At 64.5% G+C, this 14,163-nt stretch carries 6 protein-coding genes and 1 other RNA gene; 4 read left to right on the top strand and 3 right to left on the bottom strand.

Going from position 1 to position 14,163, the window contains the following annotated elements:
- Position 1 precedes the first annotated feature (1 nt).
- The 3 genes from SIN04_RS09725 to metH are packed head-to-tail and all read left to right on the top strand — an operon-like array spanning position 2 to position 5,673.
- Entirely contained in the window at positions 2–1,012 is a 1,011-nt protein-coding gene (locus tag SIN04_RS09725) for a metalloregulator ArsR/SmtB family transcription factor (protein ID WP_341264403.1), read from the top strand.
- Entirely contained in the window at positions 1,009–1,926 is a 918-nt protein-coding gene (gene metF / locus SIN04_RS09720) for a methylenetetrahydrofolate reductase [NAD(P)H] (RefSeq protein ID WP_341264402.1), read from the top strand. The genes SIN04_RS09725 and metF overlap by 4 nt, the downstream gene beginning before the upstream one ends.
- Positions 1,927–5,673: a methionine synthase gene (gene metH, locus SIN04_RS09715; RefSeq protein ID WP_341264401.1), complete on the top strand. Its 3,747-nt coding sequence runs from the start codon at positions 1,927–1,929 to the stop codon at positions 5,671–5,673. It begins immediately after the preceding gene.
- A 15-nt stretch (positions 5,674–5,688) separates the two neighbouring features.
- Here the strand turns inward: metH and SIN04_RS09710 are convergent, their stop codons facing one another.
- Together SIN04_RS09710 and SIN04_RS09705 are read right to left on the bottom strand one after the other, a co-directional pair.
- A complete protein-coding gene (locus SIN04_RS09710; protein ID WP_244605754.1) occupies positions 5,689–6,429 on the bottom strand; it encodes an N-acetylmuramoyl-L-alanine amidase in 741 nt (246 codons plus the stop codon).
- A gap of 13 nt (positions 6,430–6,442) precedes the next feature.
- Positions 6,443–6,781: a lipoprotein gene (locus SIN04_RS09705; RefSeq protein WP_134488692.1), complete on the bottom strand. Its 339-nt coding sequence runs from the start codon at positions 6,779–6,781 to the stop codon at positions 6,443–6,445.
- Positions 6,782–6,971: 190 nt separating this feature from the next.
- Here SIN04_RS09705 and rnpB point away from each other — a divergent pair.
- An RNA gene (gene rnpB, locus SIN04_RS09700) (RNase P RNA component class A) lies at positions 6,972–7,360 on the top strand.
- A gap of 52 nt (positions 7,361–7,412) precedes the next feature.
- Here the strand turns inward: rnpB and SIN04_RS09695 are convergent.
- Positions 7,413–14,126, bottom strand: a complete 6,714-nt coding sequence (locus SIN04_RS09695; protein WP_341264400.1) for a hypothetical protein — start codon at positions 14,124–14,126, stop codon at positions 7,413–7,415.
- Positions 14,127–14,163: the final 37 nt, after the last annotated feature.

Raw genomic sequence — 14,163 nt, 5'->3', positions numbered from 1 at the left:
GATGCCCCAGTCTCAACATGCGCCTTTCGACGTCATTCTCAACGGCTTGACCGCCGCGGGAGAGGCGACGCGGCTGCGCCTCCTTGCGCTCCTAGCCGAAGCCGAACTGACCGTGAGCGAACTTGTGACGATCCTCGGGCAATCCCAGCCGCGCGTTTCGCGTCATTTGAAGCTGCTCGCGGAAGCCGGACTTGTCGAGCGTCACCGTGAGGGATCCTGGGTTTTCTTTTTCATGAGCCAGAGCGGTCAGGCCGCCGGATTCGCGCGCGATATCGTTGCGCGCCTCGCGCCCGGCGACGCCCACCTTCTTGCCGATCGCGCCCGGCTCGCGGAGGTGCGCCAGGCGCGCGCGGAGCAGGCGGCCCGGTACTTCGCCTCGCATGCCGCCAACTGGGATGAGGTGCGCGCCATGCATTTGCCGGAAGAACGCGTTGAGGCTGCGATCCTCGAGGCGGTCGGAACCGGGCCGTTCAACGCGGCGCTGGATCTCGGCACGGGGGCCGGCCGCATGCTCGAAATTCTGGCGCCGCTTGCGACGCGCGCGGTCGGCGTCGATCAGTCGCCGCAAATGCTCAGCGTCGCCAGGGCGCGTATTGAGCGGATCGGCCTGCGCAACGCCCAATTGCGTCAGGGCGACATTTATGCGTTGCCAGTCGAACCGGATTTCTATGATCTCGTCGTCATGCACCAGGTTCTGCATTATCTCGATGATCCTTTGCGCGCTATTCGTGAAGCGACGCGGGCGTTGCGGCCAGGCGGGCGGCTCGTCATCGTCGATTTCGCTCCCCATGAAGAAGAGAGCCTGCGATCCGTCCATGCGCATCGCCGCCTTGGCTTTACCGCCGAGGAGGTCGCCGGATATATGACGGCGGCGGGGCTCGAAGTTTCGATGCGGCGCGATCTAGCGCCCGAGCCGGGCGAGGGCGGCAAACTCACAGTTTCCCTGTGGCTCGGCCGCGACCGCCGCGTCATCGCTGATCCTCTTCCTTTAACTGCGCGAGAAGTCGCATGAGCGAAAATGCAAGCTGTGACCTGCCGCGCGCAAGCCGCACGCATCAGCCTGACATCCGGGTGTCGTTTGAGTTCTTCCCGCCAAAGACCGTCGCGATGGAGGCGCTTCTTTGGGAGTCGATCAACCGGCTTGCGCCGCTTGGACCGAGTTTCGTCTCTGTGACCTATGGCGCGGGCGGATCGACCCGCGAACGCACCCATTCGACGGTCGCGCGCCTCGCCAAAGAGGGGGTTGTGAAGCCGGCCGCTCATCTCACCTGCGTCGCGGCGGCGCGCAAGGAGATCGACTCCATCGTACAGGGCTATTGGGACGCCGGCGTCCGCCATATCGTGGCGCTGCGCGGCGACCCGCAGGAAGGCGTCGGAACCAAATACTGCGCCCACCCCGAAGGATACGAAAGCTCCTGCGCGCTTGTCGCCGGCATCAAGCGGATCGCCGATTTCGAAGTTTCGGTGTCCGCCTATCCGGAGCGGCACCCGGAAAGCCTCTCGCTCGAAGCGGACCTCGATTTCATGCGCGCAAAGGTCGACGCGGGCGCGAACCGTGCGATCACCCAGTTCTTTTTCGAAAACGAAATTTACCTGCGCTATCGTGACAGGCTGCAAGAGCGTGGCGTCGATATTCCGATCGTGCCCGGCATCATGCCGATGCAGAATTTCAAGCAGACGGCGGGCTTCGCCAGGAAGGCGGGCGCCAGCGTGCCGCAATGGCTCGCCGACCGCTTCGAGGGATTGGATGATGACCCTCAGACAAGGCGTCTCGTCGCCGCCACGGTCGCGGCGGAGCAGGTGCTCAATCTCGTCGATCACGGCGTCCGCGATTTTCATTTCTACACCAACAATCGCGCCGATCTCGTCTATGCGATCTGCCACCTTCTGGGGCTTCGGCCAAAACTCGAACAAAAGGCCGCCTGAATGACTCATCGTTTCAATGGCGAGGCGACCCGCAACGCCTTCCTCGACGCCGCGCGGAAAAGAATCCTGGTGCTGGACGGCGCCATGGGCACAATGATTCAGCAGCGCAAATTCACCGAGGAGCAGTTTCGCGGCGAGCGCTTCAAAGATTGGCCGAGCGACCTTCGCGGCAACAACGACCTCCTGTGCCTGACCCAGCCCGAGGCGATCGAGGCTATTCATCACGCCTATATCGAGGCGGGCGCGGACATTATCGCGACCAACACATTCAATTCGACGCGCATTTCGCAAGCCGACTACGGCATGGAATCGCTTGTGCGCGAACTGAACTTCGAGGCGGCGCGTCTCTGCCGCGCGGCAGCCGACGCCGTCGGGCGCAAGGACGGCCGGCGCCGCTTTGTCGCTGGCGCGCTGGGCCCGACGAGCCGCACAGCCTCGATCTCGCCCGACGTCAACAATCCCGGCTTTCGCGCGGTCACCTTCGATGAATTGCGCGAGGCCTATGCTGAATCCGCGACGGCGCTCATCGAAGGCGGCGCGGATATTTTGATCGTCGAGACGATCTTCGACACATTGAACGCCAAGGCGGCGCTGGCCGGCGTCAATGACGCCTTCAAGGCGCTCGGCGTCGAGACGCCTGTAATGATCTCGGGCACGATCACCGACCTTTCCGGCCGCACCTTGTCCGGCCAGACGCCGACGGCTTTCTGGCACTCGCTGCGCCATGCCAATCCTTTGACGATCGGCCTCAACTGCGCGCTCGGCGCGCGCGAGATGCGCGCGCATCTCGCCGAACTTTCGCGCATCGCCGATACCCTCGTCTGCGCCTATCCCAACGCCGGCCTGCCCAATGAGTTCGGCCTTTATGACGAGAGCCCCGAATATATGGCGGCCCTCATTGGCGAGTTCGCCGAAGCGGGTCTCGTCAATGTGGTCGGCGGCTGTTGCGGCACGACGCCCGCGCATATTCACGCCATCGCGCAACGCGTGAAGGACGTTCCACCGCGCGAGGTTCCTTATATCGCGCCTTTGCTGCGCTTGTCGGGGCTCGAGCCTTTCACGCTCACGCCCGAAATCCCTTTCGTCAATGTGGGCGAGCGCACCAATGTCACCGGCTCGGCGAAATTCCGCAGGCTGATCAAAGAGGGCGATTTTTCAGCCGCGCTCGACGTCGCGCGCGATCAAGTCGCGATGGGCGCCCAGATCATCGACGTCAACATGGATGAAGGCCTGCTCGATTCCGAAAAGGCGATGGTCGAATTTTTGAATCTTGTCGCAGCCGAGCCCGATATCGCGCGCGTGCCGGTGATGATCGACTCATCCAAGTTCTCTGTCATCGAGGCCGGCCTCAAATGCGTGCAGGGCAAGGCCGTCGTCAATTCCATTTCAATGAAGGAAGGCGTCGAGAAATTCATCCATGACGCCCGCATCGTGCGCAGCTATGGCGCCGCTGTCGTCGTCATGGCTTTCGATGAAAAAGGTCAGGCCGACACCTTCGAGCGCAAGGTCGAGATATGCTCCGCGGCATATAAAATTCTGACCGGGGACGTCGGCTTCCCGGGCGAAGATATCATCTTCGATCCGAACGTCTTCGCCATCGCGACGGGCATCGAAGAGCACAATAATTACGGCGTCGATTTCATCGAGGCGGCGCGGGAAATCCGCAAGCGTTTTCCGCTCGTGCATATTTCGGGCGGCGTCTCCAATCTCTCTTTCTCGTTTCGCGGCAATGAGCCCGTGCGCGAGGCGATGCATTCGGTGTTTCTCTATCATGCCATCAAGGCCGGCATGGATATGGGCATCGTCAACGCGGGCCAGCTCGCGGTCTATGCCGAGATCGAACCGGAGCTGCGCGAGGCCTGCGAGGACGTCATCCTGAATCGTCGCGCGGATGCAACGGAGCGTTTGCTTGCGCTCGCCGAAGGCTTCAAGGGGCAAGGAGGCGCCGAGCGATTTGAGAAGGATCTTGCCTGGCGCGACGAGCCGGTGGGCAAGCGTCTCGAACATGCGCTCGTCAACGGCATGACGGAGTACATTGACCGCGACGTCGAGGAGGCGCGCGCGGCCAGCGTGCGGCCTCTCGACGTGATCGAAGGCCCGCTGATGGCGGGCATGAATGTCGTCGGCGATCTTTTTGGCGCGGGCAAGATGTTCCTGCCGCAGGTCGTCAAATCCGCGCGTGTGATGAAGCAGGCGGTCGCTTATCTTCTGCCTTACATGGATGAAGAAAAGCGCCTGAACGGCGGCGGCGAACGCTCGACGGCGGGCAGGATATTGATGGCGACGGTCAAGGGCGACGTGCACGATATCGGCAAGAATATCGTCGGCGTCGTGCTCGCCTGCAACAATTATGAGATCATTGACCTTGGCGTCATGGTCCCGGCCGCGAAAATTCTGGCGACCGCCCGTGCGGAGAAAGTCGACGCCATCGGCTTGTCCGGCCTCATCACGCCCTCGCTCGACGAGATGTGCTTCGTCGCCGCGGAGATGGAGCGCGAAGGGTTCGATTTACCTCTTCTGATCGGCGGCGCGACGACGAGCCGCGTCCATACGGCAGTCAAGATTCATCCCAATTACACGCGTGGCCAGGCGGTCTATGTCAATGACGCGAGCCGGGCTGTCGGCGTCGTGCAGTCGCTGCTCTCGAAAACCGCGCGCGACGAGACCATCGCGGGCGTGCGGGCCGAATATCAAAAGGTTGCGGAGGCGCATCAACGGTCGGAAGCAGAGAAGCAGCGCTTGCCGATCGCCAGGGCCCGCGCCAATGCGCTGAAGCTCAACTGGCCGGATTACGCGCCGCCGCGGCCGGCGTTTACCGGGACGCGCGTGTTCCGCGCCTATGATGTCGCCGAGCTCATTCCCTATATCGACTGGACGCCCTTTTTCCAGACCTGGGAATTGCGCGGCCGCTATCCCTTGATCCTCGATGATCCGAAACAGGGCGAGGCGGCAAGGCAGCTTTTCGACGACGCGCAGGCCATGCTGAAGCGCATCGTCACAGAGCGCTGGTTCGATCCGAAAGCGGTGATCGGCTTCTGGCCGGCGGCCGCGATCGGCGACGACATCACGCTCTATACGGGCGAGTCCCGCACGGAAAAGCTCGCAACTTTCCATACGTTGCGGCAGCAATTGCAGCGGCGCGACGGCAAGCCCAATCTGGCCCTCGCCGATTTCATCGCGCCGCACGACAGCGGCAAGGGCGATTACATCGGCGCGTTCGTCGTCACCTCCGGCGCGCAGGAAGGCAAGATCGCTGATCGATTCGCCAAGGCCAATGACGATTATGGCTCGATTCTGGTGAAGGCGCTCGCCGACCGCATCGCCGAAGCGCTGGCCGAGCGGATGCATGAACGCGTGCGGCGCGAGTTCTGGGCCTATGCCACGGACGAGGATTTGACCGAAGAGGCGCGGCTGCGGGAAGAGTATCGCGGCATCCGCCCGGCGCCCGGCTATCCGGCCCAGCCCGATCATACCGAAAAGGCGACGCTGTTCGACCTGCTCGCGGCTGAAAGACGGATCGGCGTTTCGCTGACGGAAAGCTTCGCCATGTGGCCTGGCGCCTCGGTTTCGGGACTCTATTTCGCGCATCCGCAAGCGCATTATTTCGGGGTGGCGAAAATCGAGCGCGATCAGGTCGAAGATTACGCCCGCCGCAAGGGGATGAAGGTTTCCGAGGTCGAGCGCTGGCTCGCGCCGATCCTGAATTACGTTCCGGCGACCCTGGCCGAGGCCGCGGCGGCGGAGTAGCACGACGCGTCGGCGCTAGCCTTGAGGTCGCGCCGCCAGCAATTTCCGTAGAGTGACGACGGTCGAGAAATCGGCCGTCCCGTCAACCAGCCCCGGCCTGAAATGGCGCTGGAAGGCGCGGACGACCAATTGCGTCTTCTTGTCGTAGACGCCGCTGAAATCGATCCCATAGCCATAGCGCGCCAGCAAGGATTGCAGCTCTTCGACATCGGCGCCGCTGGCGTCCTGTTCGAGGCGCGGGCCGTCCGCGATCGGGCAGGGAGCGACGTAATGGCCAACGCCTGCTTTGGCGAGCTGCGCCCAGGGAAAAAACTCGCCGGGATCGATCTTCCGATCGGGGGCGATGTCCGAATGCGCGAGCACTCTTTGCGGCGTGATCCGCCACCGCCCCACGATATCGAGGCAGAGGGCCGTGACGGTTGCGATCTGCGCCTCGGGATAGGGAAAGGCGGCGGCGCCGTCCTTATGGCCCGGATGCGCGATCTCGACGCCGATCGAAATATCGTTCATGTCGGTTTCGCCGGCCCATGAGCCTTTGCCGGCATGCCAGGCCCTGCGCGTCTCGGGGACGAGCTGCCAAAGGGCGCCGTCCGGCATCACGACATAATGAGCCGAGACCTGCGTTGCGGGATCACAGAGCAGACGCACGGCGGCCTCGCCCGTCGCCACCCCGGTATAATGGAGAATGAGCGAATCGGGCGTGCGTCCGCCTTTGCGCTCACCGTGGTTTGGTGAGGAGCAAAACGCCGCTGGCAAAGCTGTATCTGTTTTAATAGCCGTAATATCCCTGGCAGAAGGCGTTGCCGTAGGGGTCGTAGACGACCCGCGCGCAAGCGCGCGGCGGCGGCGGCGGCGGATAATAACCGGGCGGCGGCGGCGGCGGATTTGCTGGACGGGTGTTAGCGCCAACGATCGCGCCTGTCGCCGCTCCGAGCGCCCCGCCGACGAGCGCCGCGCCGACTCCCCCGCCCGTGGCCGCGCCGATCGCAGCGCCCGTGGCGCCGCCAATGGCCGCGCCGCTTCCGGCCCGCTGTTCAGGCGTATAGCCGCATCCCGCAAGCGCGAGCGAAGTCGCGAGAAAGACAGTCGGCAGGAAAATTTTCTTCATTGCTGATCCTAGCATCGCCTGGGGCCTCGCGCCAAAAAATCGAGACTGCCCCGGGAGGTCAAGTTAGAACTGGGCGCCGTTAAGATTTTCCTTCGATTGCGATTTTTTCGACACAGATCAGGGAGGAGGAACCAAAGCGATTGCGCGGCCTCCATTGACTGGCCGCCTCTTCACGCCTATGTCGCAAGCGCCAGCCGGCCGGATGGCCGCCGCCTTAGGGCGGAGGAAAGTCCGGGCTCCACAGAGAAACGGTGCCGGATAACGTCCGGCGGGGGAGACCCCAGGGAAAGCGCCACAGAAAATAAACCGCCATCCGGCCCTGCGCCGGCGGCAAGGGTGAAACGGTGCGGTAAGAGCGCACCGCGCGCATGGCGACATGAGCGGCACGGCAAGCCCCACCGGGAGCAAGACCGAATAGGGGCGACGCGAGGTTCTAAAAAACCTTAGATCCGTCTCTGGATCGTCGCCCGGGTTGGTTGCTCGAGGCGGCCGGCGACGGCCGCCCCAGAGGAATGGCCATCACGCGTCGCGGGTTTCCCGCGCGCCATACAGAACCCGGCTTACAGGCCGGCTGGCAGCATCAAATGGAAGCAGTGCAGGGCGCGGCTCGCCGCCGCGCCCTTCCTTCATTCTATCCGAGGCGGCCCGAGGCATGGGCAAGCATCGTGTAGACCATGCCGGTCTCCGAATTCAGATAGGTCTGCGTCGCCGTTTCATCGGCGTTGTCGCGGTTCAGCTCGGCGAGCAGACGCTCGAATTCCTGCACATAGCGGTCGATTGTGGCATGGAACTCCGGATCGAGCCGATAGCGCCGGCGCACCTCGTCGAAGGTTTGCGCGCCGCGGCCGAGATAGATGCGGCGCGAGAAAGCGTTGGCCTCGCCGCGGCGATAGCGCTCCCAGGCCTCGGCGGCCGCGTCAGGGTCGATCATGCTGGCGACGTCGAGCGAGATGGCGTCGAGCGGCTGGCCCGCCTGCTGCGGTCTCGCGCCGACGCCTTTCGGTTTGATGTCCCTCATGATGCGCGGCGGCGCCGGCGGCTCGTCGGTCGAGGCGCGCGCGAGCAGATCGGACAGCCATCCGCCGCGTTCCGGCGTCGGTGCTCCCTCCGGGCGGGACGGCGCCGGGGACGCTTGCGGGCGGCGGGGCTCCGCCGTCTGGGGCGCCTCGAGCGCGCGGGCGGGTTCCGCCGGCCGAGCCGGCGGGGGCGCAGGGCGCCTTGCGGGGGCGGCGGGCGCGCGGTCCGCAGCGGGAAGCGGCGTCGACACATCCAAGGAGCGGCCAGAGCGGGTGACGATTTCGCTCAGCTCCTTCAGGGCCTTGATCTCGTCGGCGACGATTTTGCGCATCGCTGCCGCTTGCTGCGCCGTCTCCTGCGGCAGATCCGCAACGCTGGTCCTCAAGGCTTCCCGCGTCGCCGCGAGTTCGCTCTGAATTTGGCGCGCCATCTCGCGCAGCTCCGACGTCGCGCTCTCGAAGCGTTGCGATGTCTGGGTGAAGATGCCGCCGATTTCGGCATTGGTTTCTTCATAGGCGGCGCGCATCGCTTCAGCGGTGCGTTCGCGTTCCTGCGCGATATTGGCGCGCATGTCGGCGAATTGCCGGTCGATATCGCCGCCCGCCGATTGCGATGTTTCGGCCACATAGGCGCCGAGTTCGCGCGCCCGGCTTTCGGCGCTCTCAAAGGCGTTCTCGATCAACCCGGCGAAGGAGCCGAGCACGCTGTCGAAGTCGTCGCGGCGCTCCTTGATGGCGCTCAGGAGCGCATCGAGCGAGACCCGCCGCGCCTCGAGCATCTGGTCCAGTTCGCCCTGCGACCTGACGAGTTCGCCAGCCGAAGCTGCGAGGCTTTCCTTGTGGCCGGCGATCGCCTCGGCAAATCCGCTGGCTTCATAGACCGTTTCTCCGGCCGCCTGATTGAGCCGCTCGACTTCCGTCGAAACGTTCCCCAGCACGGTTTTGAATTCCTCCATGCGATGGCTCAAGGATTCTTCCACCGCTACGAAATTCGAGCTGGCGACATTGATCGCATCCTGCAGCGATGCGCTGCCGCTGACGAGGCGATCGATGACCTCGGTCATTTCGGCGCCGAGCTTTCCATTCGCGTCGACAAGCGCGCCGATCGATTCTGATGCGCCGGTCTCGAAGGCGTCGCGCAGATTGACGAGCGAGCGTTCAAGCGCCTCCGTCAGTTCGCTTTGCTTCGCGCTGAGATGCTGCACGATCGCCATGCCGCGGCCTTCGATGGTCTGCGTGACCAGATCGCCGACATTGGTCATTTCTTCAGCGATTTCGTTGCCGCGCTCCGACAAGGCCGAGATGAGGCCGAGGCCGCGGGTTTCGAACAGCTCACGCAGATCACTCGCGCTTTGCGCCAGCGCATTTTGCAGATCCAGACCCCGGCCGCCGAGCGCGCCTTCTATCTCCGCCAGCCGGCTCGCCAGCGTCATGCTGATTTCATTGACGCGCACGCCGAGCGCATCGCCGATCTCGCCGGCGCGGCCTGCAAGGGTCGCGTCGAGGTCCTCGGTCGCTTGTGAAACGAGATCTCTGATTTCGGAGGTTCTCCCTGACAGCAATGCGGCAAGCTGACCGGCTTCGCGGTCCAGCGCGGCGTCGATGGCTCCGGCGTGATGACCAAGCGTCTCGTCGATTTCGCTGGTCCGCGCCGCGATATTGTCGGCGACCGCGCGGCCGCGCGCATCGAGTTCGCTCGATACGGCGTCGAGACGGCCGACGACTTTCTCCTCGAATTCCGCGATGCGGCCGTCGAGCGTTGTCGCGATGGCGCCCGCCTGGCCGCCGAGCGCCGCGTTGATTTCGTCGGCCTTTTCGCCGAGTGTCTCGGCGAGAGTCGTCGCGCGCATCGAGAGAACGGACTCGATCTCCTGCGCCTTGCCGTCGAGTGCGCGGATGACGTTTCCGCCGCCCTCGCTCAGCATTTGCGCAATGTCGCGCGCCCGTGCCGTGAGCGCCTCGTCGAGAGCCGCCGCCTGGGTTTCAAGCCCGGTGTCGATCCGGGCGATGAGTGCGTCGAGCGCCTGTCCGATTTCATGCGTCCGGCTTTCCGTGCGCGCTTCGAAAGCGTCAATCTGCGCTTCCAGAGCCTGCGCGGTCTCGCCGGCGCGCAGGGCGAGCTTGTCATTGAGGTCGCCGCCGCGGACGGTCAACGTATTCTCGATTGCTCCGAGGCGATCCGCCAGCGTCGCCGTGAAGCGTTCGGTCTGATCGCCGATGCTGTTTGCAACGGCGCCGCCGTGGCCAAGGAAGGTTTCCTCGAACATCACGAGGCGGTCCGAGAGCGCTTCATTGATGCGGTCGCTGTGCGTCGCGATGGCGTTGATGGCTTCGGAGGCGGTTTCAGTAAAGCGGTCGTTGAGATCGTTGGCATGGTAGCCGATCGCCGCGACGGCCTGTTGCGCCGTGGCGTCGAAGCTTTCCTGAAGCGCCTCGGTCTGGCTGGCGAAGGCGAGCACGGCTTCGTGACTGCGCCCGACAAGTTGCTCATTGAACTCCTGCGTCTGGGTCGTCAGCACGCTGAAAGCTTCGCCGAGCATCAGGGTGAGGCGCTGCTCGAGGCTTCCGGTATGATCGGCGAAAGCGGCGAGCGATTGGCGCCCGACCGCTTCAAGACGATCACGCATTTCATCCGAATAGCCGGAAAGCGCGCCGAGCGTTTCGCCGAGCGTCGCCGCGAGACTTGTCTGCAGCGCTTCCGTGTGCGCGGCGAGCGCGCCGACGGAATGCTGGGCCGACGCCTCGAGACGCTGATTGATCAGTTCCGAATGGGACTCGAGCGCGCCGAGCGTCTCGCCGACATTTGAATTGAGGCGATGGCTCACTTCGTCCGTGTGGCTGGTCAGCGCCCCAAGGGTCTCGCCGATCGATCCAATGAGGCGGTTATTGAGCGCGTCGGTGCGCTCGGCCAACACAGCAGCCGACTGTTCGGCGCTCGACCTCAGGCGGTCGCTGATGTCGGCCGAATGCGCGGTCAGCGCTTCGAACGCCTCTGTCAGCGTAGCGCGCAGGCGCTCACGCAGGGCGTCGGTCTGACTGGTGAGGGCGCCGGCGGACATCGCGGCGGTGTCTGCGAGGCGCTGGCTGATCTCCGCCGCATGATCGCTCAGTGCGGCAAGGGTCGAGCTGACGGCTCCTGTCAGGCGTTCGTGCAATGTCTCGATCGGGGAGGCGAGGGCCTCGGCCGATTGCTGGACGCTTGTCTCGAGGCGCGCGCTGACGGCGTCGCTGTGGCTCGTCAGCGCCGCTAGCGTTTGCGACAGCGTCGTCTCGAGGCGCTGATGCACGGCGTCGGCATGGCCGTTGAAGGCGTTGACCGTCAGATCGGCCATCGCGCCGAGCCGTTCGCTCATCGTCTGCGAATGTTGCGTCAAAGCGCCGAGCGTTTCGGCAAGCGTTCCATTCAATCGCTCGTGCAAAGCCTCCGTGTGCTCGGCGAAAGCCCCGACGGAATATAGCGCGGTCGCTTCGAGCCGCTCGCTCATTTCGTTCGAATGCTCGTTCAAAGCGCCAATCGCGGCGTTCAGACGCTCGTGCAGCGCCTCGGTCTGTTCGGCGAGGGTGTCGCCGGACTGCTGAGCTGTCGTGGCGAGGCGCCGGCCGATCTCCTCCGAATGGGCATTGAGCGCGCCGATCGTCTGGCTCAGTTGCTCGTGCAGCGCCTCGGTCTGTTCGGCGAGGGCGTCGCCGGACTGCTGGGCCGCCGCGGCGAGGCGCTGGCCGATCTCCTCCGAATGAGCGTTCGCGGCGTTGATCGCGGCGTCGAGCCGCTCGTGCAGCGCCTCCGTCTGCTCCGCGAACGCGCCGGCCGAATGCTGCGCCGTCTCGGCGAGCCGCTGGCTGATTTCGTCCGAATGGAGATTTACCGCGCTGATGGCGGCGTCGAGCCGCTCGTGCAGCGCCTCCGTCTGTTCCGCGAGCGCGCCGGCCGAATATTGCGCCGTTTCCACAAGACGCTGGCTGATTTCGTCCGAATGTTCGTTGACGGTCCGGATGGCGGCGTCGAGACGGTTCTGCAGCGCCTCTGTCTGCTGTGTCAGCGCGCCGGCCGATCGCTCGGCGCCCGTGGCGAGGCGGCGGCTGATTTCGTCTGAATGCGCATTGAGAGCGCTGATGGAGACATTCAGGCGATCTTGCAGCGCCCGGGTCTGATCGGTCAGCGCGCCGGCCGACTGCTCCGCGCTTGCCGCCAGACGACGGCTGATTTCTTCGGAGTGCCCGTTGAGCGTGCTGATGGCGGCGTTCAGCCGCTCGTGCAAAGCTTCGGTCTGCTCGGTGAAGGCGCCGAGCGACTGTTCCCCAACGGAGCCCAGCCGCTCGCCGATGTCTTCCGCGTGGCGGCTCAAGGCATCGAGCGTCGCCGTCATCCGCTGCTGCAATCCATCGGCGTAATCGGTGAGCGTCGCGACGGAATGTTGCGCCGAGGTTTCAAGGCGCCCCGCGACCTGTTCCGAACGATCGCTCAATGCGCCAAGCGTGTCGCCGATGGTGGCGTTCAGACGCTCATGAAGCGCCTCGGAGCGGCCGGCGAAGTCGCTGGCGGCTTGCTCGGCGGCGGTTCCAAGACGTTCGCTCATGATCGCCGAATGATCGTTGAGCGCTGCGAAAGTTCCGTCGAGGACCGAGGAGAGCTGCTCGCTCAGCGCGTCCGTCCGCCCGGCGAAAGCGGCGATCATATCCTGGCTCGTGAGATCGAGATGATCATGCACGTGTTCGGCGTGGCTGGTCAGGGCTTTGATCGTCTCGTCGAGCGAACTGGCGATGCGTTCGCGCAGTCCTTCGCTATGCGCGGACAGGGTCTGCGCCGTTGATTCCGCCGCCTCGGCGAAGCTGCGTTGCAGTTCACCGCCGTTACGCTCGAATTCGGACTGGAGTCGCGTGTGGCCGTCCTCGAAGACGGTGACGATCGCGCGGCTCGACTGATCGAGAGCGTCGCGGGCGGCCTCGGTGCGTTCAGCGATCAGCGTCGCGAAACGCTCGCTCGTTTGGGCGAGATTGTTGTGCAGGGCGTCGCCCTCGACGGCGACCACTTCGTGCAGGCGATCGCCGGTTTCCGCAAGACGCGTCGCAAGGCTCTCGCCGCGCGAGGAGATCGTCTCGGCGATTTGGGCCCCGGCGGAGTCGAGGCGGTCCGCCAGCGCGTCGCCCCGCATCCCGAGGTCGGCGGATAGAACCTCCTGGGCGTTTTGCAGCCGTTCGTTAAGTTCGGCAAGGCGCTCATCCAGCGTCTGCGCGATCCCAGCGCTCGCCTGTGTGAGATTGGCGGTCGCGTCGTTGCCGGTCTGCATAAGACGGTCGATGAGGTCGTTGCCGTGGCTGGAGAGATGCTCGATGAGTTCGTAGCGGCCGCTGCTCAGCGCCTGTTTGATTTCATCTCCCTTGGCGTTGAGCGAGGCGGCCACTCGGCCAGCGGCTTCGCCGACGTGTTCGGAGAACCGCGCCGAAGCATTTTCGATGTCGCGCGACACCGTGTCATGGGCGATCGAAATAGCGCCGCGCACCCGATCGGCGTTCGAGAGAATGGATTCCCGTTCCGCCGCCAGTTCGTCGATAAGCGCGCGCACGCGCCGCTCATTGTCTGAATAGGAGCGCTCCAGATTGGACACCTCCGATCGCACCAGTGTCTCGAGTTCGCCAGCCCGCGCCAGCGCGCGTTCGATGCCGTCGCCCATTGAAGCGACCTCTCGGCGGATCGCCTGCGAGAGCGTCACCATCTGCTCCGTGGCGATCGTCTCAGGTTCGGCGAGACGCATTGCGACTTCGGTCATGGATCGCGACGTGACGCGCATTTCCTGCGCGCGCCGGATCATCATGGCTGTGATGAAGAAGAACACCACCGGCGCTGCGATGGTGAGGAAATACAGCGCGGAGGCTGGCAGGGCCGAGCCGTTCGGGCCAGTGAAAAGATCTTCCCGATGGGTGAGGAGATAACCGAGCGTCAAGACGATCCAGGCGCCTGAGCAGAGCGCCGCGACGATCGTCGGCGTGCGGCTCGAGCGAGCCTGAAGCGCGCGCAACATTTCTCCGGTCGCGTGACGGTCGTCGTTGGCGGGCGAGGCCGCGCGCCGGATCTGCCCGCCGGCCGCCTCTGCGACAGCCGCCGAGAAGCTTGAGCTCGGCGCCGAGAACAGCGGATCTTCGCTGGTCGAAGGAAGCTTCGGCCCCGAACCCTGCTTCCTCTCGGCGGGCTTTTCACCTTTGTTTCCCTGATCCCTCGGCGGTTCGGCGCCCCCGAAGGCATCGCCCATTCCGGCGCGAAGGTTCAACGCTTCCTCAATGGCAAGAAGCGCCTCCGCCGCGGGATCGTGAGTTTTGGGAGAGCTCGCCATCTGGTTCCTCTTCGAAGTCGTCACAGGCGCGCATGAA

Origin of the sequence: Methylocella tundrae (assembly GCF_038024855.1) — a bacterium.
Taxonomy (GTDB): Bacteria; Pseudomonadota; Alphaproteobacteria; order Rhizobiales; family Beijerinckiaceae; genus Methylocapsa; species Methylocapsa tundrae.
The sequence above is the reverse complement of the archived record's forward strand: the minus strand, read 5'-3'. Positions and strand labels throughout refer to the sequence as shown.

Coding starts and splice junctions, on each gene's coding strand:
- metF (WP_341264402.1), top strand. CDS start 1,009: ATGAGCGAAAATGCAAGCTGTGACCTGCCGCGCGCAAGCCGCACGCAT.
- SIN04_RS09705 (WP_134488692.1), bottom strand. CDS start 6,781: ATGAAGAAAATTTTCCTGCCGACTGTCTTTCTCGCGACTTCGCTCGCG.
- SIN04_RS09695 (WP_341264400.1), bottom strand. CDS start 14,126: ATGGCGAGCTCTCCCAAAACTCACGATCCCGCGGCGGAGGCGCTTCTT.
- SIN04_RS09725 (WP_341264403.1), top strand. CDS start 2: ATGCCCCAGTCTCAACATGCGCCTTTCGACGTCATTCTCAACGGCTTG.
- metH (WP_341264401.1), top strand. CDS start 1,927: ATGACTCATCGTTTCAATGGCGAGGCGACCCGCAACGCCTTCCTCGAC.